Origin of the sequence: Asticcacaulis sp. DW145 (assembly GCF_037101385.1) — a bacterium.
Classification (GTDB): Bacteria; Pseudomonadota; Alphaproteobacteria; order Caulobacterales; family Caulobacteraceae; genus Asticcacaulis; species Asticcacaulis currens.
The window spans coordinates 1,012,362-1,036,722 of the sequence record NZ_AP029024.1; the positions used below are offsets into that span (position 1 = coordinate 1,012,362).

At 61.6% G+C, this 24,361-nt stretch carries 23 protein-coding genes; 11 read left to right on the top strand and 12 right to left on the bottom strand.

Going from position 1 to position 24,361, the window contains the following annotated elements:
* Positions 1-11: 11 nt before the first annotated feature.
* The 4 genes from smc to AACH73_RS04745 all read right to left on the bottom strand — a co-directional run bounded on the left by smc (position 12) and on the right by AACH73_RS04745 (position 5,560).
* A complete protein-coding gene (gene smc, locus AACH73_RS04730) occupies positions 12-3,476 on the bottom strand; it encodes a chromosome segregation protein SMC (protein ID WP_338735568.1) in 3,465 nt (1,154 codons plus the stop codon).
* 73 nt (positions 3,477-3,549) lie between these two features.
* Positions 3,550-4,245 carry a thioredoxin domain-containing protein gene (locus tag AACH73_RS04735; RefSeq protein ID WP_338735569.1) on the bottom strand — a complete coding sequence of 232 codons (696 nt, stop codon included), beginning with the start codon at positions 4,243-4,245 and terminating at the stop codon, positions 3,550-3,552.
* A gap of 31 nt (positions 4,246-4,276) precedes the next feature.
* The gene (locus AACH73_RS04740) at positions 4,277-4,912 is read right to left on the bottom strand and encodes a DsbA family protein (protein ID WP_338735570.1); all 636 of its coding nucleotides are present in this window, start codon (positions 4,910-4,912) and stop codon (positions 4,277-4,279) included.
* An 87-nt stretch (positions 4,913-4,999) separates the two neighbouring features.
* Positions 5,000-5,560, bottom strand: coding sequence for a DciA family protein (locus AACH73_RS04745; RefSeq protein WP_338735571.1), 561 nt, complete (start codon positions 5,558-5,560; stop codon positions 5,000-5,002).
* Positions 5,561-5,603: 43 nt separating this feature from the next.
* Between AACH73_RS04745 and mutY the strand changes: the two genes are divergently transcribed.
* Complete coding sequence (gene mutY / locus AACH73_RS04750) at positions 5,604-6,698, top strand: A/G-specific adenine glycosylase (RefSeq protein ID WP_338735572.1); 1,095 nt, start codon at positions 5,604-5,606, stop codon at positions 6,696-6,698.
* 69 nt (positions 6,699-6,767) lie between these two features.
* Here mutY and AACH73_RS04755 read toward each other — a convergent pair whose 3' ends face one another.
* From AACH73_RS04755 to AACH73_RS04775, 5 genes are all read right to left on the bottom strand, one after another.
* Positions 6,768-8,186: a hypothetical protein gene (locus tag AACH73_RS04755; RefSeq protein WP_338735573.1), complete on the bottom strand. Its 1,419-nt coding sequence runs from the start codon at positions 8,184-8,186 to the stop codon at positions 6,768-6,770.
* 196 nt (positions 8,187-8,382) lie between these two features.
* A complete protein-coding gene (locus AACH73_RS04760; protein WP_338735574.1) occupies positions 8,383-9,498 on the bottom strand; it encodes a site-specific DNA-methyltransferase in 1,116 nt (371 codons plus the stop codon).
* Between the two features lie 168 nt (positions 9,499-9,666).
* The gene (locus tag AACH73_RS04765; RefSeq protein ID WP_272740350.1) at positions 9,667-10,290 is read right to left on the bottom strand and encodes a ribonuclease HII; all 624 of its coding nucleotides are present in this window, start codon (positions 10,288-10,290) and stop codon (positions 9,667-9,669) included.
* 28 nt (positions 10,291-10,318) lie between these two features.
* Complete coding sequence (locus AACH73_RS04770) at positions 10,319-11,089, bottom strand: DUF805 domain-containing protein (RefSeq protein WP_272740349.1); 771 nt, start codon at positions 11,087-11,089, stop codon at positions 10,319-10,321.
* Positions 11,090-11,374: 285 nt separating this feature from the next.
* Complete coding sequence (locus AACH73_RS04775; protein WP_338735575.1) at positions 11,375-12,184, bottom strand: folate-binding protein; 810 nt, start codon at positions 12,182-12,184, stop codon at positions 11,375-11,377.
* 39 nt (positions 12,185-12,223) lie between these two features.
* Here AACH73_RS04775 and AACH73_RS04780 point away from each other — a divergent pair, with 39 nt between their 5' ends.
* Together AACH73_RS04780 and AACH73_RS04785 are read left to right on the top strand one after the other, a co-directional pair.
* Complete coding sequence (locus AACH73_RS04780; RefSeq protein ID WP_272740347.1) at positions 12,224-13,189, top strand: glycosyltransferase family 9 protein; 966 nt, start codon at positions 12,224-12,226, stop codon at positions 13,187-13,189.
* A 171-nt stretch (positions 13,190-13,360) separates the two neighbouring features.
* Entirely contained in the window at positions 13,361-14,686 is a 1,326-nt protein-coding gene (locus AACH73_RS04785) for a dihydroorotase (RefSeq protein WP_272740346.1), read from the top strand.
* Between the two features lie 174 nt (positions 14,687-14,860).
* Here the strand turns inward: AACH73_RS04785 and AACH73_RS04790 are convergent, their stop codons facing one another.
* Positions 14,861-16,246 carry a hypothetical protein gene (locus AACH73_RS04790; RefSeq protein WP_338735576.1) on the bottom strand — a complete coding sequence of 462 codons (1,386 nt, stop codon included), beginning with the start codon at positions 16,244-16,246 and terminating at the stop codon, positions 14,861-14,863.
* Positions 16,247-16,597: 351 nt separating this feature from the next.
* Between AACH73_RS04790 and AACH73_RS04795 the strand changes: the two genes are divergently transcribed.
* The 6 genes from AACH73_RS04795 to AACH73_RS04820 all read left to right on the top strand — a co-directional run bounded on the left by AACH73_RS04795 (position 16,598) and on the right by AACH73_RS04820 (position 20,852).
* Positions 16,598-17,326, top strand: coding sequence for an enoyl-CoA hydratase-related protein (locus AACH73_RS04795; RefSeq protein WP_338735578.1), 729 nt, complete (start codon positions 16,598-16,600; stop codon positions 17,324-17,326).
* Between the two features lie 99 nt (positions 17,327-17,425).
* A complete protein-coding gene (locus AACH73_RS04800; protein ID WP_272740343.1) occupies positions 17,426-17,971 on the top strand; it encodes an N-acetyltransferase in 546 nt (181 codons plus the stop codon).
* Positions 17,968-18,474: a DUF1285 domain-containing protein gene (locus AACH73_RS04805; protein ID WP_272740342.1), complete on the top strand. Its 507-nt coding sequence runs from the start codon at positions 17,968-17,970 to the stop codon at positions 18,472-18,474. The genes AACH73_RS04800 and AACH73_RS04805 overlap by 4 nt, the downstream gene beginning before the upstream one ends.
* A 74-nt stretch (positions 18,475-18,548) precedes the next feature.
* On the top strand, positions 18,549-19,739 hold the full coding sequence (locus AACH73_RS04810; RefSeq protein ID WP_338735579.1) for a CCA tRNA nucleotidyltransferase: 1,191 nt from the start codon (positions 18,549-18,551) through the stop codon (positions 19,737-19,739).
* Between the two features lie 22 nt (positions 19,740-19,761).
* Positions 19,762-20,472, top strand: coding sequence for a type 1 glutamine amidotransferase (locus AACH73_RS04815; RefSeq protein ID WP_272740340.1), 711 nt, complete (start codon positions 19,762-19,764; stop codon positions 20,470-20,472).
* The gene (locus AACH73_RS04820) at positions 20,469-20,852 is read left to right on the top strand and encodes a hypothetical protein (RefSeq protein ID WP_272740339.1); all 384 of its coding nucleotides are present in this window, start codon (positions 20,469-20,471) and stop codon (positions 20,850-20,852) included. The genes AACH73_RS04815 and AACH73_RS04820 overlap by 4 nt, the downstream gene beginning before the upstream one ends.
* 29 nt (positions 20,853-20,881) lie before the next feature.
* Here AACH73_RS04820 and hemF read toward each other — a convergent pair whose 3' ends face one another.
* Positions 20,882-21,796: an oxygen-dependent coproporphyrinogen oxidase gene (gene hemF, locus AACH73_RS04825; protein ID WP_272740338.1), complete on the bottom strand. Its 915-nt coding sequence runs from the start codon at positions 21,794-21,796 to the stop codon at positions 20,882-20,884.
* Positions 21,797-21,805: 9 nt separating this feature from the next.
* Positions 21,806-22,285: a tRNA (cytidine(34)-2'-O)-methyltransferase gene (locus tag AACH73_RS04830; RefSeq protein WP_272740337.1), complete on the bottom strand. Its 480-nt coding sequence runs from the start codon at positions 22,283-22,285 to the stop codon at positions 21,806-21,808.
* A 227-nt stretch (positions 22,286-22,512) separates the two neighbouring features.
* Between AACH73_RS04830 and petA the strand changes: the two genes are divergently transcribed.
* Both petA and AACH73_RS04840 read left to right on the top strand, forming a co-directional pair.
* Positions 22,513-23,052, top strand: a complete 540-nt coding sequence (petA, locus tag AACH73_RS04835; RefSeq protein ID WP_272740336.1) for a ubiquinol-cytochrome c reductase iron-sulfur subunit — start codon at positions 22,513-22,515, stop codon at positions 23,050-23,052.
* A 10-nt stretch (positions 23,053-23,062) separates the two neighbouring features.
* Positions 23,063-24,358: a cytochrome b N-terminal domain-containing protein gene (locus tag AACH73_RS04840; RefSeq protein WP_272740335.1), complete on the top strand. Its 1,296-nt coding sequence runs from the start codon at positions 23,063-23,065 to the stop codon at positions 24,356-24,358.
* Positions 24,359-24,361: the final 3 nt, after the last annotated feature.

A 24,361-nucleotide genomic window follows, 5' to 3' on the forward strand; every position in this document is an offset into this window, starting at 1 on the left:
GGTCGGTTGCCTCAGGCGACCAGCGCTTCGGCGGCCTTCAGATCTACGCTGACCAGTTGCGAGACGCCGCGTTCGGCCATGGTCACGCCAAACAGGCGGTCCATGCGCGCCATGGTCACCGGATTGTGAGTGATGGCGATAAAGCGCGTCTGGGTGCGGGTGCGCATTTCATCGAGCAGGCGGCAATAGCGATCGACATTGGCGTCATCGAGCGGCGCATCGACTTCGTCCAGCACACAGACCGGGGCCGGATTGGCCAGAAAGACGCCGAAGATCAGCGCGGTGGCCGTCAGGGCCTGTTCGCCGCCGGACATCAGGCTCATGGTCGAGAGCCGCTTGCCCGGCGGGCAGGCATAGATTTCCAACCCGGCCTCAAGAGGGTCGTCTGATTCGACCAGTCGCAACTCCGCCGAACCCCCGCCGAACAAGGCGACAAACAGCGTCTTGAAGTGTTCATTGATCACGTCAAACGCCGCCAGCAGGCGTTCACGGCCTTCGGCGTTCAGTTCGTCGATCCCGTCGCGCAGCTTGCCAATGGCCGTGGTGAGGTCAAGCCGTTCACGGCTGATGCCTTCCAGCCGTTCCTGATACTCGCTCGCCTCTTCTTCGGCGCGCAGATTGACCGCGCCCAGCAGATCACGCTCCTTCTCAAGCCCCGACAAAAGGGCTTCAGCCCCGGCCGCGTCGGACGGTGTCGCGATGGCCTCTTCTTTCAGGCGTTGCCCCAGAGCCTCCGGCGTATCCTGCGTCTGGTCGAGGATCTGTGCTTCGATCTCCGCCTTGCGCTCGGTTGTGGCTTCCAGCCGGGCCAGCGCTCCGGCGCGTCTTTCCCGTGCCTGCGCCGCCGCCTGTTCGCGTGCCTTTTCCTCGGCATCGGCCTCGCGCTTGGCGGTTTCGGCCAAGGCCAGCGCATCGCGCGCCTCGGACAGCCGCTTTTCGGCGGCGGCGAGCGAATCGAGCAGGCTCAGGCGGCGGGTTTCAAACGTTGCGGGCGCGGCCTCGGCGGTGGCCAAAGCCGCCAGCGTGGATTCCTGCTCGCGCGTCAGCTTTTCGACGCGGCCGCCTGATTCGCCGTGGCGGCGCGTCCAGTCGATGAGGTCGCGGCTCAGATTGCGTTCGCGCGATTCGCGTTGCTGCCGGTTGCGCGCGTCTTCGTCCAGCGCCGACCGTGCCGCCAGCACGGCCTGACGCCGATCATTGGCAAGATTGCGCGCCTCAACCAGGGCGTCGTTCAGCGCTTCGAGCGTTTCCGGCGTCGATTGCGCATCAGCCAGCGCCTCATAGGCAATCTTGGCCTCGCCGAGATCGTTGCGCAGACGTTTGATCGTGCCGTCCAGCGCCTCCATTCGCGTTTCGTACTGCGTCTGGCGACGGCCCAGCTCATCGGCCTGCGCCGTCTTCGTGCGCAGGTCGCGTTCCAGTTCCGGCAGACGGGTGCGCGCCTGACGCATACGCTCTTCAAAGCCGCGTTGGGTGTCGGCGGCAGTCTTTAGCGCCGTTTGCGCGGCCTCAAGCTCCGGCTTGAGCGCGTCGATTTCGGCCTCAAGCTCGTCAAAGCGAGTGCGTTGGGCCAGACGCACGGCGGCGGGCTTGGGGGCCTTGGCGCGCACGATCAGCCCATCCCAGCGCCACAGATCGCCCTCTTTCGACACCAGCCGCGCGCCCACGGGCAGGTGTGCCTGAAGGCGGTCGCCCTCGGCCTGATCGACCACGCCAATGGTTGACAGGCGCAAGGACAGGGCGGGTGGGGCACGGACGTATTGCGTCAGCGGCGTGACCCCCAGCGCCGACAGATCGCTCACCACGGCCTGCGAATCGAAATCCTCAGCCCAGAAGGCCAGCGCATCGAGCGCTCCGCGCTTCGACAGGCCGAGATTGAGATCGTCGCCCAGGGCCGCCGCCAAGGCCAGTTCATAGCCTTTTTCGGCGCGCACGGCGTCGAGAACCGGGCTTTTGCCCTTGGCGGTATTGGCGTTCAGTATCTGCGCCAGACCGCGCGATTCGGCCGTCAGACGCCCCAGCCGGTCTTCGAGGTCGCGGGCACTCTTGCGCGCCTGTGCCTCGGCATTGACCACCGCCATCCGCTCGCCTTCCAGCGCCTCAGCCTCGGCACGCGCAGCGTCCAGCGTCTGTTGCGCGGTGTCGGCCGCCAGACGCGCGGTCTCCAGCGCCGCATGATCAAACACACCCAGCGCCTGCTTTTCGCGCTCCGCCTGATTGGTCTGGGCCAGCAGGCGTTCAAAGCGGGTCTGCGCCTCTCTCAGGCGCGTGGCCTCCAGCCTTTGCCGCTCGCTCAGGGCGGCCAGTTCGGCGGCCAGTTCTTCGATACGCTGATCGGCTTCGACGCGCTCGCCCTCTGCCATCAGCACGGCGGCCTTCAGTTCTGGTTCGCGCGACGGGGCCTCTTTGATCTCTTCGCGCACACGCGCCAGCATTTCGGTAAGGCGTTCGATCTGCGCCTGACCGTCGCGCGCCAGCTCCAGCTCGCGCGCATGGTCGGCCTGCTGACGGCGCAGGTCGGTTTTCAGGCGCTCGATCTCGGCCTGCGCCTGCTGGGCTTCGAGGTCGAGGCGTTCTTTCTCGATGCTAAGACGGTGGTTGACCGTCGCTGCGATGGCTTCCTCTTCGCGCAGTGGCGGGATGGCCTCGGCGGCTTTCAGGGCTTGAACCTGTGCGGCGGCGGCTTCGCGCGTCGTTTCTTCGACCGCCTGCGACAGGGTCTGCATATCGGAGGTGGCGGACTGGAATAGGGTCAGCGCTTCCAGCCATCGGGCATGAAGGATCGCCTTCTGCAGGGCACGGATTTCGGCGGAAATCTTCTTGTACTTGTCGGCCTGACGCGCCTCACGTTTCAGGCGCGACAGGGCGCTGTCCAACTCGCGTGAAATATCGTCCAGCCGCGCCAGATTGGCTTCGGCGGCACGCAGGCGCAGTTCGGCCTCATGACGGCGGGTGTGCAGGCCTGACACGCCCCCGGCTTCTTCGAGTACGCGGCGGCGGTTTTGCGGCTTGGCGGCGATCAGCTCGGAAATTTGCCCCTGACGCACCAGGGCGGGGGAGTTGGCCCCGGTCGAAGCATCGGCAAACAGAAGCTGCACGTCGCGGGCGCGGACCTCCTTGCCATTGACCTTATAGGTCGAACCCTGACCGCGATCTATGCGCCGGGCAATGTCGAGTACGGGCTGATCGGTGAAGGGCTGAGGGGCGAGGCGGGCCGAATTGTCGATGGTGAGCGTGACTTCGGCCCAGTTGCGCGCCGGGCGTTTGTCCGATCCGGCAAAGATCACGTCTTCCATGCCGGCGCCGCGCATGGCCTTGGCCGAGGTCGCCCCCATCACCCAGCGCAGCGCCTCCAGCAGGTTCGACTTGCCGCAGCCATTGGGGCCGACAATACCCGTCAGTCCGGGTTCGATGCGAAATTCGGACGCATCGACGAAGGACTTGAAGCCGGAAAGTTTCAGCCGTTGGAATTGCAAGTAGGGACCGAAGAAAGAACGAATCAGATAAGATGCAAAGGTTAACGGGCTTTAACGCTTTTGCCTAATCCGCTTACTTCACGGCCTTGATGGCGGCTTCGATGGCGGCGTAGTCGCTTTCGACGCGCTTGCCATTGACGAAGAAGGTCGGGGTGCCCTCGACGCCGTCCTTGGCCATATTGGTCTCCATGCGGGCGGAAATCGCCTTGAACAGGTCCTCGTTTTTCAGGCAGTTGTCGGCTTCGCTCTGGTTGAGGCCTGCCTTGGCCGCCAGAGAGCGGAAGACCGGTTCGGCTTCACCCGTCTCGTAGATTTTCGACTGAGCGGCGAAGAAGCCGTCGATGACGGTGAAATAGGCCTTTGTGCCGCCCTTCTGGCCCAGCCAGTTGGACTTATTCGCCGCGCAATGGCCCAGCATATAGACGCCAAAGGCCATCTGAGCCGGATTGGTGGCGACTTCGCGATAGACGTACTTCACCTTGCCGGTCTTGATATAGTCGCGCTCGAACTTGGGCCAGTTGGTGGTGTACCAGTGGGCGCAGTGGGTGCAGGTGACCGAGCCATATTCGATCACGGTCACACGGGCATTGGGCGCGCCCTTGGTCATCTCTTTCAGAGGGGCGACCTTGGCTTTTCCCGTGCTCTGGGCGTCGGCGGCCACGCTGAACAGGGCGGTGGTGAGAACGGCCAGCAGAAAGACCGCCACGGCCTGCTGCCAGAAGGGCGCGCGGCGGGCACGATCATAAAGGCGACGAACAGTGGCGGTCATGGCGATACTCTGGGCGGCTATTCTGAAAAACTTACTTCTTGGCGGCAGGCGCTTTGTCGAGGGCGGCCGTGAAGGCTTCGACACTGGTGTAGTCGCCTTCGAACTTCTGACCATTGATGATCAGGGTCGGGGTGCCGGTGATATTGTCGGCCTTGGCGTATTTTTCCATATTGGTCTGGATGCGCTCCAGACCCTTCGGATCGTTGACGCACTTGGCAAAGGCGTCGTCAGACAGGCCGGCCGAATTGGCCACGCGCTTGAGGATGCCCTTGGCGTCGCCCGTAGTGAACAGTTCCTGCTGCGAGCGCATGATGGCGTCGATCACCTCGAAATACTTGTCCTTGCCGGCGCAGCGCGCCACCAGAACGCCCGCCGCCGAAACGTCCGCCGGGGGAGTGAGGAATTCGCGGTAGATGTAGCGCACCTTGCCGGTGTCGATATATTTGGCCTTCACCGTCGGGAAGACCTTTTCGTTGAAGGCAGCGCAGTGCACGCAGGTCACCGAGGCATATTCGACGAGGGTGATGGGGGCATCGGCCTTGCCCAGAACCATGTCATCGGCCCCGGCTTCCGTCTTGTTGCCGCCACAGGCAGCGAGGGCGAGCGTACCGAAGGCAGCGGCAGACACAAGCGCGCCGCGAACGAGGGTGTGACGGGTCAGGTGCATGGATCGGGCCCTTATCTGAGAATCTGTGTCAGGCGGTGTTTACGCCCTGTTTGGCCTTCCTACGGCGAGAGCGAGGCCTTTGGCAAGTTACTTCCGTCGAACGCGATCCTTGAGGAGCACAGAACGGCCCAGCCGCAGCAGTTCACGCCTCAGCTTTTCATCCGCTACGGCCTTCACGCTTTCCTGTAACGCCAGTTCTTCGGCAGCGCTCAGGGGTTTGGGGGCGGGCGGCGGCAGCGGACGCGCGACCTTCTGCACCGGCCCCTGAATGAGGCGCAGGCGTTCGACCGTGCCCGCCCCCAGGAACAGATTGACGCGATCGAGAATGACGCGGCTCTGATGCTGGATGACCGAGGCAAACGACCCTTCGACGCGCAGATCGAGCGTGCCCCCCGCTCTGGCGCCGGGCCGGGCGCGGATCACCTTCACCGGCTCTGTGACGCGCGCCACTGTATCGCCGACAATCTCCGGCCAACGGCTTTTGAGACGGCCCGCCCCGGTGTCATAGGCCTCAAATCGTTCATTGAGTGCCTTCATCATCGGCGCTATCTGTCGGTTGACGGGCGGCGTCGGCTGCGGCGCGCGGCGCGTTCGTGTGGTCCGCAGGATGCGCACGGCTTCTTCATAGGACGGCAGGTCACGTTTCATGGTGTTGAGTATAAAGCGCATCCCAGAAAGAGTGCAGCGGTTTTTGGAATCAGATGCGCGACAGGAAGAGCGTACTGAGGCCGATGTCTCGCCTGCGCGTCAGAGATTGCTGGACTGGTACGACCGCAATGCGCGCGTCCTGCCGTGGCGCGAGGGGCCGGGGGCTGCGCTTAAGGCCGATCCGTACCGGGTGTGGATGTCGGAGGTGATGCTTCAGCAGACCACAGTGTCGCACGCCACGCCCTATTTTGAAAAATTCACTGCCCTGTGGCCAAACGTAAGCGCGCTGGCCGCCGCACCCGATGACCGGGTGATGGCCGAATGGGCGGGGCTGGGCTATTATTCGCGGGCGCGCAACCTGCTCAAATGCGCGCGGGCCGTGGTCAGCGAACATGGCGGCGTCTTTCCGGCGGATGAGGCGGCCTTGTTGAAACTGCCGGGTTTTGGGCCCTATACGGCGGCGGCGGTGATGGCCTTTGCGTTCGGAAAGGCCGCCAATGTGGTCGATGGCAATATCGAACGGGTGATGAGCCGCCTCTATGCCGTCAAAACACCCGTGCCGCAGGCGCGGCCTCTGTTGCGCGAACTGGCGGCGCGTTGGGTACGCGAAGACCGCGCGCGCGACTGGCCACAGGCGCTGATGGACCTGTCGGCCAGTGTCTGTCGCCCCAAATCGCCGTCCTGCCTGATATGCCCGTTACGTGAGGATTGCGACGCCTTTGCCGAAGGCCAGCCGGAGGCCTATCCGCTGAAGGCCGCCAAGGCCCCGAAGCCTGTGCGGCACGGTGTGGCCTTTCTGATCACGTCAGAAGACGGGTTTGTGGTCGAACGTCGCCCGGACAAGGGCCTGCTGGGCGGGATGCTGGGCCTGCCGCATCTGGAGTGGCGTTCAGAGGTGTGGAGCGAGGGGGAAATCGTCTTCCCATCCGTCCACCACGGAAATGCGGCGTGGGAAAAACTCGGCACCTATGCGCACGTGTTTACGCACTTTGCCTTGAACCAACAGGTCTGGCGGATCAAACTGACCCCGGACGAAATGGCGGCCTTTCTGCGCCAGCACAATGCCTGGCAGCGCTTGAGTTGGGCTGAGGCGAAATCGCTGCCCACTGTTTTTGGCAAGGCGTTGAAGCTCAGATAAAAAATGCCCCGCCGGTGAAGGCGGGGCAAGGGGAGGGTTCACGAGGTACGCTTACTGAAACCGGAGTGGTTATCCCGCGGTGTTGCTGCCATTGCCGGCGATCGTGCACTTTTCAGGCACGCCGGGATTGGTGGCGGCGACATGGCAGGGCACGGCGGGATTGAGGGCCGTGCGGGCCTTGTTGAGGACGGCAATGTAGCCGCGCTTGTTGGTACAGGCGATTTCCAGCACCACCTGCCCGTTGTTTTCAAAGGCGTAGCGGGCCTCGCCGATCACGCAGTCGGCCTTGATCGACTTGTGATTGGCGCTGAGGGTTTGCAGGTGTGCCTTGAGTTGATCACGGCTCATATAGGCGCAGTCGGTCTTTTGTACGGCGGCCCCGAAGCAGTCGAAGGTTTCAAGCTTGCCCTCCTTGCCCGCATCGGGGATCAGGGCGATCAGGCCGGTCTTGGCTTCCGGGCATTTGAATTCGGCCAGGTCGCGGTTGGTGGCAGTGTCGCGGCCGATGCGGAGGAAATCTTCGATGGTGCAAGCAATGCCGGCTGTGCTCAGGGCCTGCGCATAGGCGTCCTTATATTTGGCCTTGGCCTCGTCTTGTTTGGCCTTGCCCGCAGCAGCCAAAGCGGCGGCGTCGGTGAATTTGCAGCCGCCGATATTGGCCGCCTTGTCGCAGCCGACCTTGCCCTTGAACTGGGTGTCGAGATCGGTGACCAGCACGAAGCCCGGCTTACCTTCGCAACCCACTTCGTAGTATTCGGCGTCCTTGGTGGCACCGATAAACCGCGCATTGTTCAACGTGCAGTCCGGGGCATTCTTGCGCACCAGCGCGCCGACGGTTTGCGGCAACAGCTCCGGCGTTGTCAGTTCGCATTTCAGCGCCGTGTCGGCGGTTTTCAGGCAGTTGAGGAAACCCACGGTCTTGTCGGCGGCCTTCCAGGTCGGCACCGTAAAGATGCCACCCGCCGTATTTTTACAGCCAATTTCATAGATTTCGCTGTCTTTCGCGGCGTCGGCGCGGATAAAGCGCGCGCCCGCGATCTGGCAGGCCGGGATCTTCGACTTGGCAGTGTCGGTCAGCCAGTAGTGCGCCGCGCGGTTGCCTTTAAGCTTGCACACCGGACTGCCGGGTGCGGCCTTGGCTATGGCGGCCGCCTGAAGACAGCCCATCGGATCGCCAAACGGCGCGTTTTTGGCCATGTAAAGAAGGTAGCCGCGCTGGTCCTTGCACACCACTTCGAAGCTGTCGATAGCGACCCCTTTGCCATCGACGGTGGCTTCGGCGGCAACGGGGACTGAGGCCTCGGTTACGTCGCAGGGCAGGCCAAAGGTCTGCACCAGCTTGCTGACCGTCTTGACGTTTTCGGCGGCGGCTTCGGCGGCCAGCATTTCCTTACGGCTTTGCTGCGCATTGGCCGATGAGGTAATCAGCCCCAGACCGGCGCAGACAGTCAAGGCCACCGCCCAACGGCGAAGAGTGTGCGTAATCATCCTGACGTTCCCGTGGTTACGGCTTTGCGCCGTTTATTTGTCAGATGATTAAACGCGCAGATTGTTTCAAAATCAAGCGAAAACGATCAATATTGCGACTTTAGCCGTAAATACGCAAAACCCGGCCTTTCGACCGGGTTCTGCTGGTGATTGTAAAGGACGATCCCGCCTGCCGCGGTACGTTCCGGGTGCAGGGTCAATGACCCTGCTGCCGGATGCGGGCGCGCAGATCGTCGATGGGCTTGAACCCGGCATCGGTCTTGAAGCGCCAGTAGGTCCAGCCGTTGCAGGAAGGCGCTTGCTCAAGCATGGCTCCGACCTTGTGGATCGAGCCGGTCAGTTCGCCGTGCACCAGCGAGCCGTCGGCCCGGACGCGGGCGGTGCGTTGCCCCTTGGGACAATAGAGAGTGTCGCCGGGTTGCAGCAGGCCGGCTTCGACCAGCGCGCCGAAGGGGACACGCGGTTCGGCTTTTTTGGAGCCCATGGTGGCAAGGTCGGACTCATTGGCGCGTTGCACGCGGGCAATGCGCTCACGCGCGTGCTTCGCATAGGTTTCGTCGCGCTCGATGCCGATGAAATGGCGGCCCAGACGCTTGGCTGCGGCGCCGGTGGTGCCTGTGCCAAAAAACGGATCAAGCACGACGTGGCCGGGCTTGGAGCAGGCCAGCAGGACGCGATAGAGCAGGCTTTCCGGTTTCTGGGTCGGATGGACCTTGTTGCCGTCTGCGTCTTTCAGGCGTTCTTCACCGGTGCACAGCGGGATGGCCCAGTCGGAGCGCATCTGCGTGTCTTCGTTGAAGGCCTTGAGGGCGTCGTAGTTAAACGTATAGCGCTTCTGGCCCTTGGCCTTGGTGGCCCAGATCAGGGTTTCGTGGGCATTAGTAAAGCGGGTACCCTTGAAATTGGGCATGGGATTGGCCTTGCGCCAGATGACGTCGTTCATCACCCAGAAGCCCAGGTCCTGAAGCGCGACGCCGAGACGAAAGACGTTGTGATAGGAGCCGATGACCCAGATGGCCCCGTCGTCCTTAAGCACGCGCTGACATTCGCGCATCCATTCGCGCGTAAAGCGGTCATAGGCTTCGAAGCTGGCGAACTGATCCCACTCGTCGTCCACCGCATCGACCTTGGAATTGTCCGGACGGTGCAGGTCCCCGCCCAGTTGCAGGTTATAGGGCGGGTCGGCGAAGACCAGATCGACCGACTTGTCCGGCAGGGATTTCAGGATGTCCACGCACTCACCGACATGGATGGTGTCCAGCTCCAGCGCGGTGCGCTGCATGATGGCTTTTTGCGGCATGTGGCGTGTCATGTCTTAACCCCGGATCGTGGCGGCCCGCTTCTATGGGCCGGTAAGAAAAGACAGGTTAGAATCCTGTGGGGTTAATAAAAAGTTACAACTTGACTCGCGGCGAATCGGGCGATTCAATTTTCTGGGGGTGAGTCTTTTGAGACTCAGTTTTGGATTCGTTTTGTTCTCTCAGGCGTCCACAACGGCCGTTTCAGTGGCAAGAGAGAGGACCGAGCGCACCGTCGCCCAACTCATCCGATGGATGGGCGAGGGGCCGTGCAGGCGGATGGCGGTGATATGGGCTTCGGCCTGATAGCCCTTGTGCGATTTGAAGCCATAGACGGGATAGAGGGCATCCATCTCGATCATGATGCGGTCGCGCGCCGTCTTGGCGAGGATCGAAGCGGCGGCGATGGACAGGGATTTGTCGTCGCCCTTGACCACCGCCGTGGCGGGGATGGCCAGTGGCGGGCAGCGATTGCCGTCGATCAGGGCGTGGATCGGCTGCGGGCTGAGGGCTTCGACGGCCTGCGTCATACCCATCATCGTCGCCTTAAGGATGTTGTGGCAGTCGATATCGGCGGCGGAAATTTCGATCACTGACCACGCCAGAGCGGCCGCCTTGATGTCGGGCTCCAGCGCGAAGCGCTGCTTTTCGCTGAGCTTTTTGGAGTCGGCTATGCCGGGTGGAATGCGCGCCGGATCAAGGATGACGGCGGCCACGCACAGGGGCCCGGCGCAGGGGCCGCGTCCGGCCTCATCGACACCGCAGACCAGACCATCAAACTGAAACTCAAAGGCGAAATCGGGCATGGATGGCTATTAGCCGATTCCCCGACCTTTATCGACGTCCAAAGGATTTTCGGGGGGCGTTAGCTGATGGAGCCGGTTGAGCCCATCCCGCAGGGCTTGACGAAGATGCCGGAGACGCCCCGCCTTGCGTTTCGCGGCCATAGGGTGTGATCATCGGCCCGTTTGAGCGGGGGTCGAAGTCAAATACGGGGACATGCGACTGGCGCGTCTGTCCGGGCGCGCTTTTGGCACGCGCGATGGCGTCGTCAATGCGGGCATTGCGGCGTTCGTCATCGAAGACGCTGATGTCCGGCTCTGAGTGTTTCGGATCGGGGCCGAAGCGATTGCTACCCGTCTGCCCCGGCAGGACCATGAAGAGGAGCATGACCAGGTTGCAGGCCGCAGAGGTCAGGCTGAAAAGCATACTGTTAGCCGCCGCGGCTTCAAGACCCCCGGCGGACAAGCCGTTTTTACCTGCAAGCGCTGAGGTGACGGCGATTGGCCACAAGCTCATATGGGCCAGCAGGCCCGGCGCATACAGCAAGATCCACCAGCCGGACTTGCCGGAATCGTGCAGTCGCCGAACCGTTACGGCCAGATTGGGTATAAAGCACCCCAAGGCGACCACGACCGCCAGAAGCAGAACCACCGTCAGGCCGCCGGTCGCCGCCAGCGGCTTACCTGAGGCGACTGCCCCTATGACCATGGCCACCAGCAGCACATAGACGATCAGTTGCGCAAAGGTAAACTGCCAGTATTCGGCTCTGTGGGCGCGGCCCTGAAAATCGGCGTAACGAAGCAGAGGGCGCAACATCAGCATGACGGCATCCGTGTCCTTGGGTGTCGTCAGGAAGCGTAACGCATAACACTAAAATTCCGCCTAACCGAGACGGTTAATACTCCCCAAGGTTGTGTCCGGCTTATCCGAGTCTAAAAAAGGCTATCAGCCAAAGGTGGCCGATACCGGCCCAGCTTCGCCACGGCCCTTGGGATCAGGGCCGAAGCGGTTGAAACATCAGATGGAAACTGAATATGCGTGTCCCTTTGGCCATGGTGGGTGCCTGACGATAGCGCCTGTCCTTTTAGCTGGCAAATGAAACCCCCGTCAGGTTTCCGCCGGTTTGAGGTGCGGGGCAAGCCAGTCGGGCGCGGCGAGGGTGACCGGACGACCGTCACAGGTCAGTTCACCGTCCAGCCGGTCGAGCCGCATCAGGGCCAGCGACTTGGCATTGGCTGACGCGAGAATTTCACCGGCGCGACGGTCGCCTTGCAGGACTTCGGCCCCAAAGGCGAGGTGCCCGGCATGGGTCAGGGGACTGAGGCGGTTCTTGATCGTGCCGCGCCGCTTCATGCGTGACGTGGTTTCCTGCCCGACAAAGCAGCCTTTTTTGAAGTCGATGGCGTCCATCAGGTCCATATTGATGTCAATGGGGTAGAGATAGTCTTTGGGGAAGTCGAGCCCCGGTTCCGCCAGCCCCTGCGTCAGGCGAAAATCACTATAGTCAGCGATATTGCCCTGGGCCTCATAGGTCCCGTAGACGCGAAAAAGGCCGGGCGCGCGCGGGTCGGGCAACCCATCCGAGAGAGAGGCATAGACCTGCGCTTGCGGTTTGGACAAGGTCACTTTCGCCCGTAGTTTGAACAGGTTCAGACGGGTGAAGAGGTCATCCCTGATCGTTGCGTCCACATCTATCCACACGGTATCCGAATCCCGTGGACAGATGAAGACATCGGCGCTCAGCTTACCTTGCGGGGTGAGGAAGGCACCATAATATAAGGGACTATACCTGCCATGCGCGACGGCATCGAAGATGGTTTCCACGTCGATGGTCGTCTGGCCATTCAGGAATTTCCCCCAGTCAGGCCCGCTCAGGGCAATCAGGGCGCGGTGCGGAAGGGCAATGAGGTCGGTCATGTTTGCTGTGAGCCATAGATTCGGGATAGGGTGTTTAGCATGAGCCGTCCGTTTCCGATCCTTGTTCTGGCGCTGGACGAACCGAAAAGGGCGCTGGCTCTAGGTGGGGTTCTGGCGCGCCTGCTGCAAGAAGTGCCCAATGCGGCTGTGACTTTGGTGACCCGCAGCGACAGCGCTGCCCTGTTTGCCGACTTCAGTCATATCGAGACGATCATTCCCTTTGACAGCGCGGTCGTGTCGGTGGCCGGTCTGAAACTGTGGTGGCGTTTGCGGCAGCGTGAATGGGGTCTGCTCCTCGATACCGGGCCAACCCTGTGGTCGCGCTTTCTCAGTGCCAAGACCCGTGCCATTGCGCCGGGGCATCACGCCGATGAACACCCGGTGGTGACCGCTTCGCACCTGCTGAAGCTCGACGCCCCGGAACTGCCGTGGCTGCATGTGGCCGAGGCCCGCGCCGTGGGGGCGGCCTCGTTCCTCGAAGATACGGCGGGAGAAGAAGGGCCGCTGCTGGCTATCGCTCCCGGTGCGCGCTGGCAGGGGGCGCAATGGCCCGCCGAACGTTTCTCGGTACTGGCGACGCGGCTGATGAATGAGGACGGGCCGCTGAAAGGGGCGCGTCTGCTGATACTCGGAAACGAAGGCGATCGTGAAGCGGCGACGGCGTTGCGCATGGCCGCGCCCAAGGCGCGCGTGATCGAACTGACCGGCAAGCTCGATCCGCTGACGGCCTATGCCTGCCTGCGTCAGGCCGATGTGTTTATCGGCAATGACGATATCTGGCTGCATCTGGCGGCCGCAGCCAATGTGCTGAGTTTCGGCCTGTATGGCCCTTCGGATGATCGGGTTGAAGCGCCGTTGGGCAACAATGTGCATATTCTGCGCACGCCCCGCCATTTTGAAGAAATCCGCGCTCAGGACCCGAATCTTGATCAGGCACTGTGTCACATGCTCGACCTGAGCCTGAACCGGGTGTATGAGGCCGTCCAGACGACTCTAACCACCTGAGCAGCTCCCCCTGATGACTGGGGAGGCGGACCGCGTAGCGGTGGTGGGGTTAAAGCCGCCGCTTAACCCCCCTCCGGCTCAACCCGGTTTCTTTCCTGAAACGCCCGTTCGGCGTAGCGAAATCAGGGCAGAATCGGTTTCACGCGTTCCTCGCTTTTTGAAAGGACGCCTATGCCCACCTATGATCTCATCATCCGCAATGCTGACATTATCAACCACGCCGGTCGGGGGCAGGGCGATATCGGCATCACTGCCGGCAAATTCGTGGCCTTTGGCGACCTGTCTCAGGCTTCGGCGGGCGAAGTGTTCGACGCCACCGGGCTTCTGGCCATGCCGGGTGTCATCGACACCCAGGTCCACTTCCGCGAGCCGGGACTGGAGTGGAAGGAAGACCTCGAAACCGGTTCGCAGGCCGCCGTCATGGGCGGGGTCGTGGCCGTGTTCGAAATGCCGAACACCAATCCCAACACCACCGATCCGGTAACCTTTGAAGACAAGCTGAAGCGCGCGCATCACCGTATGCATTGCGACCACGCCTTCTATGTGGGCGGCACGCACGAAAACGCCGCCCATCTGGGCGAGCTTGAGCGCATGAAGGGCTGCTGCGGCGTCAAGGTCTTCATGGGGGCTTCGACCGGCACCCTGCTGATCGCCGATGACGAAGGCGTGGCCAAGGTGCTGGCCAGCGTCAACCGCCGCGCCACCTTCCATTCCGAGGACGAATACCGGCTGGCCGAGCGCCGCGCCCTGGCCCGTGAAGGCGACTGGACCAGCCACGACTTCGTGCGCGATGCCCAGTCGGCTATCCAGTCCACGCATCGTCTGGTGCGTCTGGCACGTGAGGCGGGCAAGCGTATCCACGTCCTGCACGTCACCACCGCTGAGGAAATCGAATTCCTGTCGCACAACAAGGACATAGCGACCGTCGAGATTACGCCGCAGCACCTGACACTGGTGGCCCCCGAAGCCTATCAGCGCCTGAAGGGCTATGCCCAGATGAACCCGCCGATACGCGATCAGTACCATGTCGATGGTCTGTGGCGCGGCATCAGCGACGGCGTGGCCGATGTGCTGGGCTCCGATCACGCTCCGCACACCATCGAAGAGAAGCAAAAGCCCTATCCGGCCTCGCCATCGGGCATGCCGGGCGTGCAGACCCTGCTGCCGGTCATGCTGACCCACGTGGCCCAAGGCAAGCTGTCGCTGGAGCGGCTGGTGGACCTGACCTCTGCCGGGGCGCAGCGCGTGTTCGGCGTGGCAGGCAAGGGGCGGATGGCCGAAGGCTATGATGCCGACGTGACGCTGGTCGATCTGAACCACAAGCGGATCATTACTCACGATCAGATGCGGTCGCGCTGTGGCTGGACGCCGTTTGACGGCTTCGAAGCCCACGGCTGGCCCAAGGCCACCATCATCCGCGGCAAGGTGGTCATGCGCGATGACGAAATCGTCCTGCCGTCGCAGGGAGAAGCCTGCCGCTTCATGGAAATATTGTAAATCGCCATCCTTGGCCGACTAATACGCAGTCTGCGCTTGCAGCTACTTTTGTAGCTGCGGCGCTTGCCGGCTATTATTCGACTCAAGGCTGACGATTTACGCCGGGACGTCTATTGAATGCAAAAAAGCCCCGCCGAACACTCGGCGGGGCTTTTTGTTTGGCTTAGCGTCCAATCAGTCGTTGGAACCACCCGCCGGGGGCACGTAGGTGCCGTTGCCGGGGATTTCACACTGGATCGGATACTTGCGGCTCTTGGCGATGCTGCACGACACGACTTCTTCGAAGCCGGTGCGGGCCTTGGCCACCGCGCCGACATAGCCGCGCTTGTTGGTGCAGGCGATTTCCACCAGCGCCGTATCGTCGTCGCCACGGCCCAGATAGGTCACTTCCTGAATTTCGCAGTCCTTCTTGGCCGCCTTGATCAGGGTGTTCAGATGCTGGTCCAGCGTGGCACGCGGCACGAAGCCACATTCCTTGCGGCGCGAGATCATGGTGAAGCAGTCCATAGCCTCGAACTTGGCCGTCGAACCGGTGTTCGGAATGAAGGCGGCCAGGCCGAGCTTCTGTTCCGGGCACTTGAATTCGACCAGATCGCGCTTGGTCGCGGTTTCCGTACCAATGAGGTTGTATTCGGTCACGGTGCAGGTGATGCCCGCCGCCTTGAGCTTCTGGCTGTATTCGGCGCGGGCTTCGGCGCTCAGGCTGGCCGCGTCGGTGTACTGACAGGGGCCGAGCGTGCCGGCCTTGTCGCAACCGAAGTTGGCGACATATTTCAGGGCCGTCGTGGTTTGCAGGATGAAGCCGGGCTTTCCGGCGCAGCCGATTTCGAAGAAGTCATGGCCATCGCTGGTGACGCGACCGATCCAGCGCGCTTTTTCGACGGTGCACGCGGCCTGCGCCTGCTTGGCAGGTGCCTGAAGCGATTGAACCGCCTGTTCCTGAGTGGTGTACTGACAGGCCGAATTCCCCTTCACCGCGAGGCAGTTGGAGAAGGTCAGCTTGGTGGCCGAGTCGGCATAGGGGACGTCCAGTACGACGCCGGCGCGGCCTTCGCAGGCGGCTTCATAGCGGTCGAACTTCTGCTCGGTCACCGTACCCATCCAGCGGGCATTGCTGACGGTGCAGGCGGCGTCATACTGCTGAACGAGCGGGGTCAGCCAGGTGTAGTGCTTTTCATTGGCGGGCAGGTTGCACTTGATCTGCTTGTTATTGGCCGCATTCTGCGAAAACGCCTGCGTACAGTTGAACTTTTCCACCGCATTGGTGACGGTGTTCTTGTTCAGGATGTAGCCGATGCCGGCCTTACAGGCCACTTCGGTGACCTGAAACTTGACGGTCTTACCGTCAGCGCCTTTTTGCGTCGATTCACCGACATAGTAGGCATCAGCGGGTTCGCAGGGTACGCCCGCGGTCATGAGCAGGGCCGGAGCTTCGGCGATGCCTTTGGCGCGCTGCTTGTCATTCAGCTTGACCGCCTCGGCCGCCGAGGCCGCGCTGCACCCCAGCGCAAGGGCGGCCACGGCCAGAGCCGCGCCTCTGAAAAAGGTGGAAAGAGACATCGGTTGCGTTTTCCTTGAATGCGAACCTGTGAAGACGAGAACGGCCGGATTTTAGCGGCTCTTTATAACAGGATTGTCTCTACAGGATGTGGCGGCTTGAAGGCAATGGGACCTGTGCGGTGCAGGCCCCTGCGCGTGTAAAAAAACGGTTTGATTTTGAGGCTTGCCTGCCCCAGCGGCACAGGTGTCATATAGGCGGGAGCGTATTCCGAAGTGGGTATAACGGTTTTAGCTAAGCCGAACGCCGTTTCGGAGCCAATTGCGCGACCAGATAAAACGTTAGAGCGGAATTTCGATTAAGTGAACGAGTCCCGCTCTAACCCTCAGGACACAGGGCAGGAACGGAACGGCATGTCGGTAAAGGTGACGGATACGGAAGGCCTCAGGCGCATCAGGCTGGATCGGGCGGCCAAGAAAAATGCGCTCGATCATCACATGTACACGACCCTGTCCGAGGCCATAGAGACTTCGCCGGGGGTGATCCTGCTGGAGGCCGATGGCGGTGATTTTTGCGCCGGTAACGATATTGTCGATTTCGTTTCTCTGGCCTCGCATGAGGGGGCTGTCGAAGATTTGCCGGTCTTTCGTTTCCTGAAGGCCCTGACCTACGCACAGATGCCCATTGTGGCCGCCGTTCAGGGGCAGGCCGTGGGGGTAGGCACCACGCTTCTGCTGCATTGCGATCAGGTTCTGATGTCGGAGGAGGCGCGCCTCAGCCTGCCCTTCCTCAAACTCGGCCTGACGCCGGAGGGCGGATCGAGTCTTGTGCTGACACAGCGTATCGGCCATGCGCGGGCCTTTGAATGGCTGACGTCCGGACGCGCCATACCCGCCAGTGAGGCTCTGAGCACGGGTATCGCCAATCGGATTGTGGCGCGCGAGGCGCTCGAAGCCGAGGCTCTGCGCGTGGCCTCGCAACTGGTGGCCCTGCCGCTTTCGGCCCTGATTGAGGCCAAGGCCCTGATGCGTCAACCCAATCTCGTCTGGGCGCAGATTGTGCGCGAAGGCGAAATCTTCCTGGCGCGGCTGAAAAGTCCGGAGGCGGCGGCGGCCTTTGCGGCGTTTTTGAAAAAGGCCTGACCTGTTACACTCATCTGACTTGTTTATTTGACGGGGCGGGGCTTTGCGACTAAAGGATGCGCCCGTTTTGGCCGGTTTCCGGCATATGGTGCCCGTTAGTTGTCAGGTCTGGCCGTGGATAGCTATGCCTTTGATCGTCTGATCACCGTCGAAGCGCCGGTTGAGCGTGAAGCCGCCGATGCGCTGGTCAACCGTGTGTTTGGACCGGGCCGCTATGCCAAGACGGCGGAACGGCTGCGCGAAGGCAACCAGCCTATCCCCAATCTGTCTTTTGTCATGCACCGGCTGGGGCAGGGCGATGAGACCGACAGGAGCATCATAGGGTCGGTGCGCCTGTGGCCGGTCAAGATACGTGACGCGCACAATGTCCGCGGCGAAATGGCCTTTCTGGGGCCCATTGCCGTCGATGAAGCGCATCAGAGCCTGGGTATCGGGCGTGCCTTGATCCGACTGGCGCTCAAGGCGGCCTTCGACTCCGGCATCACCGCCGTCCTGCTGGTCGGTACCCCAGCTTATTTTCAGAGCTTTGGCTTTACACGGGCCGAGGGGCTGACCCTTCCGGGACCGGTGGATTACAAGCGCCTGATGGTCCTTTATAACCCGGCCTATAGGGGTGAGGCCCTTACGGGGGCGGTGGACAAATGAACGGCTGGCTGAACGAAGCCGCGCGTTTTCCGGATAAAGACTACCCTGTTGAGTCATGGCAGCCGTCCCTGTGCGGGGCCATCGACATCCTTATCCGCCGTGACGGGGTATGGCTGCACGAAGGTCGGCCCATTACGCGTCCAGCGCTTGTCCGGCTATTTTCGAAGCTGCTGCGCCGCGATGCTGAGGGCTATGTGCTCGTCACCCCGGCAGAAAAGCTGACCCTCCGTGTCGAGGATCTGCCGTTTCGCATCGTCGATTTCGAGGGCAGCGTTTTCCGCAGCGATCAGGACGATCCTCTGCCTTTGTCGGCAGATCATCCGCTGGTCATTGATGTGCAGGGCGAGGCCTGGTTGCCCCGGTTGCGGGTTCGCGGTGATTTATGGGGACGCCTGACGCGCGCCTGCACTGCCCGCCTGTTCGAGACGGCAGAAATGGATGGCGGCGCGGTACGGGTCGAACTTGGCGGGCAGCGGTTTGAAATTCCGGTGGTTTCGGCATAGGCTTTGATCCGTCCAACACAGGTAAGGCCGTCCGGGTGCATATCGCGCTTCCTCCCCAAATGACCGGTGCCGCCGTGGCACGCGTATTTGCTGCGCTCGAATCCGCAGGTGGTGCGGGATGTGTGCGCTTTGTCGGGGGCTGCGTGCGTGACGTGGTCATGGGCCGCGCGCCGTGCGATCTCGACCTTTCGACGCAACTGACACCCGACGCCACCGAAGCGGCCCTGTCGGCGGCGGGTATCCACCACGTCCCGACCGGCAAGGCCTTTGGCACCATTACCGCGGTGATTGAGGGGCAGCCGTTCGAAGTCACCTCGCTGCGCGAAGACGTCGAAACCGATGGCCGTCGGGCAGTGGTCAGCTATACGAGCGACTGGCGTTGTGATGCGCAGCGCCGCGATTTTTACCTCAATGCCCTCTATGCCGACATCCGGGGAGATGTGTTTGACCCCACCGGGAAGGGGCTTGACGATGCGCGCGCCGGGCGGGTCCGCCTTATCGGAGACGCTGCGACAAGACTTCGTGAAGACTATCTGAGAATATTGCGTTTTTTCCGCTTTAGCGCCAGTCACGGACACGGCCTGGACGAGGCGTCCTTAAACGCCTGCGTGGCCTTGCGGGAAGGGATAGACACCCTGTCGGGTGAGCGTATCCAGCAGGAACTGTTCAAGCTGCTCGCTATTGCCGACCCGGTAAACGTCGTACAGCGCATGATCGAAACCGGGGTGATGGCGCACGTAGTGCCGGGTGCCCCCGTGAATGCCGAACGCGTGGCGGCAGGTTTCCCGCTGACGGCAGATGAAATTCAACGGTTGATAATATTGATCGGTGGCCGTGGATGGGATGAGGCACTATCCCGGCTCACGCAGCGACTGCGCCTTTCGAACCGGGTGTCCGACCGTTTGACCGAGGCGGCTGTTGCTTATCCCGAAGCGGACATTACGGCGTCACCGGCGGACTTGCGCCGTCACCTCTATCGCTATGGCCGTCAGGCGATGCGCGATGCCCTTGTGCTGCGCGCGGCTGAGGCCGGCCTGAGGGCACCGGCGTGGCAGGTGCTTGATGAAGCGCTGAGCCACATGGATGTGCCGGTTTTTCCGCTGAAATCGGCGCGATTGATCGCGGCGGGCCTGAGGCCCGGCCCGGAACTGGGGCAGACCCTGCGTCGCGTAGAAACGGAATGGATCGCACACGATTTCTCATCAATCGTGATAGAGGCGGCCATTGACGCAGTGCTCAAACAGACCAACATGAGACGCGAGTAAAACCCGCCCTTGTTTCTGCCCTATGTCCTACATCGCTATCCTCGAAACCGGCGTGCCGCCGGAAGAACTCAGTGAAACCTACGGTACCTATGCCGATATGTTCCGTAGCCATCTGGCGGCACCGGAGCGTCAATTTCGCGTATTCCGCACCATGGAGGGCGAGTTGCCGGGGCCGGACGACACGCTCAGCGGCGTCGTGATTACCGGCTCGCCGGCGGGTGTTTATGAGGATCATGCGTGGATTTCGGAGTTGATTGGCTGGCTGAGGGGGCTGGATGCGCAGGTGCCGGTGGTGGGTATCTGCTTCGGCCACCAGGTGATGGCGCAAGCCTGGGGTGGCCATGTCGAAAAGTCCGACAGGGGCTGGGGCGTCGGCCTTCACGAATACACTATCCATGACAACACCTTATGGCGCGAACTGGCGACTACGGACCTGTCGTCGATCCGCGTCGCGGTCAGCCATCAGGATCAGGTGGTCAGAAAGCCCGACACGGCAGTGGTGCTGGCCGGGTCGGACTTCACGCCCTACGGTGCACTGGCCTACACGGACCGCAAGGCGATTTCATTCCAGTGCCATCCGGAATTCTGCGAAAACTTCGCCGGTGATCTGTGGATGAGCCGCCGCGGCTGGCGCATTTCCGAGCATCTGGTCGATCAGGCGATGGACAGCCTCAAGGCCGGGACGACGCGCGACCATGTGTTGGCGGCGATTTCACGGTTTCTGGCGGCGTGAAGCCATATTTTGAAACCTGTGTAGCTCTGCAAGACATTTATCTGGAAGACAGCTATGTCTTGGGAATTGCTGAGCAGGATCCCGATCTGATCTTCCTGCTGGATGCGGTCCTGACCGAAAGCTATCCCGCTTACGAGCCGCCTCCTTCTGAAAGCTACAATTGCTTCAAGCGTTTGGCGTTGAGGTTTGAAGCTATTGCTGATTTGGACTGGAGAGCCCTGCGCTTAAGAAAGGCCTTCTCTGCGGACGCCGATGGTGAAGTCGATTACGGCAACATCGACACGCTTCTTTTAACAGGCAACAGCGCTCACATTCAAGGCAGTTGGGGTGAGGTGGAACTCACCTTTTCCCGAATTACGGTCGAATATCTGGAGCCTTAAGACTTTTTAGTCCTCTGCCCTTGCACCACTTACGGCCACTTCACCGCTGGTGGCATCGACGACAGGATGGACTCGACATTGCCGCCGGTTTTCAGGCCGAACAGCGTCCCGCGATCATAGAGCAGGTTGAATTCGACATAGCGGCCGCGCTGTATCAACTGTTGATCGCGCTCATCCTCTGTCCAGCTCTGCTCTGAGCGTTCGCTCACAAGTCGCGGATAGATATCGAGAAACGTCTCGCCCACTGCGCGGGTGAAAGCAAAATCCGCTTCATGATCACCGGTGTTGAGGTGATCATAGAAGATACCGCCAATGCCGCGCGGTTCGTTGCGGTGAGGCAGGAAGAAGTATTCATCGCACCACTTTTTGAAACGCGCATAATAGTCCGGCGCAAAATGATCGCAGGTCGCTTCGAACGCCGCGTGGAAGGCTTTGGCCTGCGGGGCGTCTTCGCGACGATCGGTGGCCAGAAGCGGCGTCAGGTCGGCCCCGCCACCGAACCAGCTCTGTGTTGTGGTGATAAACCGCGTATTCATGTGCACCGCCGGGACGTGGGGACTCCACATGTGTGCGATCAGGCTTATGCCTGTGGCGAAAAAGCGCGGGTCTTCGGCCGCCCCCGGTATGGTTTTGGCGAAGTCCGGGCTGAAGGTGCCGTGCACGGTCGAGATTTGCACGCCGACTTTTTCAAACAAACGTCCGTGCATCATCGACATTTCACCGCCGCCGCCATCGCCCTGATCTCTGTCGGCGCGCGTCCACGCTTTGCGTGTAAAGCGCCCCGGCGTCGGTCCGTACAACGTCTCAGGGGCCGCGTCCTCAAGCGCTTCAAATGCGGCGCAGATGCGGTCGCGCAAGGCACGGAACCAGACGGCGGCGGCCTGCTGGCGCTTGCTCAGGGTATCGGCGGAAAGCGGGGCGGAGAGGGGGGCGGTGGCGGTCATGATGGTCTTTTAGGCTATTGGCGGGGTTGGGGCAAACCCTTGCGTCTGGCGAAGCGCCTCGCCCAGCGCCATGGCGGCGGCATTGATGACGTTGATCGAGCGCATACCGGGTCGCATGGGGATCAGCAGGCGCGCATCGGCGGCGTTGTGGACCTCATCCGGCACCCCCGCGCTTTCGCGCCCCATCAGCAGGATGTCGTGCGGCCCGAACTGAAAGTTCTGGTAGGGCTCGGCGCCCTTGGTGGTAAAGAGGACAAGACGGGCGGCCTGCGGCCAATCGTCGCGCCCGCTCAGGAAGGCCGCCCACGAATCATGTCGCGTGACGTCAGCCTGTCCACCATAGTCCATGGCCGCGCGACGGATGGCGCGGTCGCTGAGGGGGAAGCCGCAGGGTTCGATGACGTCCAGTGCGACATCAAGACAGGCGCATAAACGTAACGCACTGCCGAGATTCTGTGGAATATCCGGTTGAAAAAGGGCCAGACGCATTTTATGCCATATTTTGGACAGAGGATTTTTTCGGCGCGCAAATGCCGCTATAGACGGAAAGACCTCTGACAGGTAAGAGGAGCTATCTGCGTCTTGTCGGGGAAAACCACCGGCGCATTCGCAGGTCAATAAGAATTATGGCCGTCCTGTGGCGGTAAGCATTGAGGTAAGCGTCCCGCCCGCAAGGTCGGGTCGGCGCATTGAGCGCAAGACGAAGAGGTGTCAAGGTGAGCGAACCTGCTACGGATCATGGCGGTCATGGGGACCCGAACCGCCGCGATTTCATTTACATAGCCGCCGGCGCGGCCGCCGTAGGCGCGGTGGCGATGGTTATTCCGCCGCTGGTCGATCAGATGAATCCGGCCGCCGACACCTTGGCTCTGGCTTCGACCGAATTCGACCTGTCGAAGGTTCAGGAAGGGATGCAGGTGGTGATCAAGTGGCGCGGTAAGCCCTTGTTCGTCCGCTATCGCACACCCAAGGAAATTAAAGAAGCGCAGGACGTCAAGCTGACGGATCTCAAGGACCCGCAGCTCGATTCCGACCGCGTCAAAAAAGGGAAGGAACAGTTTCTGATTCTCGTGGGGTCGTGCACGCACCTGGGGTGTGTGCCGACATTCGGGGCAGGCGATTACGGCGGGTGGTTCTGCCCCTGCCACGGTTCGCACTACGATACCTCCGGGCGCATCCGCAAAGGACCGGCCCCGAAGAATCTGGCCGTGCCGGACTTCCAGTTCCTGTCCGACACCAAAGTGAAGATCGGTTAAGAGGGGCATCATGAGCGACCATCCGTCAACCTATGAGCCGAAGACCGGCGTCGAGAAGTGGCTCGACCAGCGACTGCCGATCGTTCGTCTCGCCTATGATTCGTTTGTCGATTATCCGACACCGCGCAATCTGAACTACTGGTGGACCTTCGGCGGCATCCTGTCCGTCTGCCTGATGATCCAGATTGTGACCGGCATCATTCTGGCGATGCACTACACGCCGCATATTGATCTGGCCTTCAATTCCGTCGAACGCATCATGCGCGACGTCAATTATGGCTGGCTGATCCGTTACGTGCACGCCAACGGCGCGTCGATGTTCTTCTTCGCCGTGTTCATCCATATGTTCCGCGGCCTCTATTACGGGTCCTACAAGGCCCCGCGCGAAGTGCTGTGGATCCTTGGTTGCCTTATCTTCTTCCTGATGATAGCCACGGCCTTCATGGGCTACGTCCTCCCCTGGGGACAGATGTCCTTCCACGGGGCAGTCGTTATCACCAACCTGATCGGCTCGATCCCTGTGATCGGCGGCCCCATCCTCACCTGGCTGCAAGGCGGGTTCGCGGTGGATCAGGCGACGCTTAACCGCTTCTTCTCGCTGCACTATCTGCTGCCTTTCGTGATCGCCGGTGTGGTTATCCTGCACATCTGGGCCCTGCACGTGGTCGGGCAGAACAACCCGGCTGGTGTAGACATTAAATCGAAGGAAGACACCGTACCTTTCACGCCGTATGCGACGGTGAAGGACGGTCTGGGGATGATCTTCTTCCTGATCCTCTTCTCGATCTTCGTCTTCTTCCTGCCAAACGCCCTGGGCCACGCCGACAACTATATCCCGGCCAACCCGCTGGTGACCCCGGCGCACATCGTGCCGGAATGGTACCTGCTGCCCTTCTACGCCATCCTGCGCGCTATTCCGGACAAGTTCGGCGGCGTGATCGCGATGTTCGGGGCCATCGCCGTGCTGTTCGTCCTGCCTTGGCTCGACACCTCGAAGGTGCGCTCCATGCGTTACCGCCCGGTGATGCGCTGGTTCTTCGTTATCTTTGTTGTCGTCTGCCTTGGTCTCGGCTGGTGCGGGGCGCAGCTTCCGGACGCGCCTGTGGTGCCGGGTCTGCCCAGCTTCACTCTGTTCGATGGTGAGTTTAACTCTTACCTGTGGCTGACGCGCGCGCTGACGCTCTACTACTTCGCCTTCTTCCTGCTCATCATGCCGTGGGTCGGCCTGAAGGAAGATCCGTTGCCGGTTCCGGCATCCATCAGCGAGGCCATCCTCGCCGAACACGCGAAGAAGAAGGGGGCTTAAGTC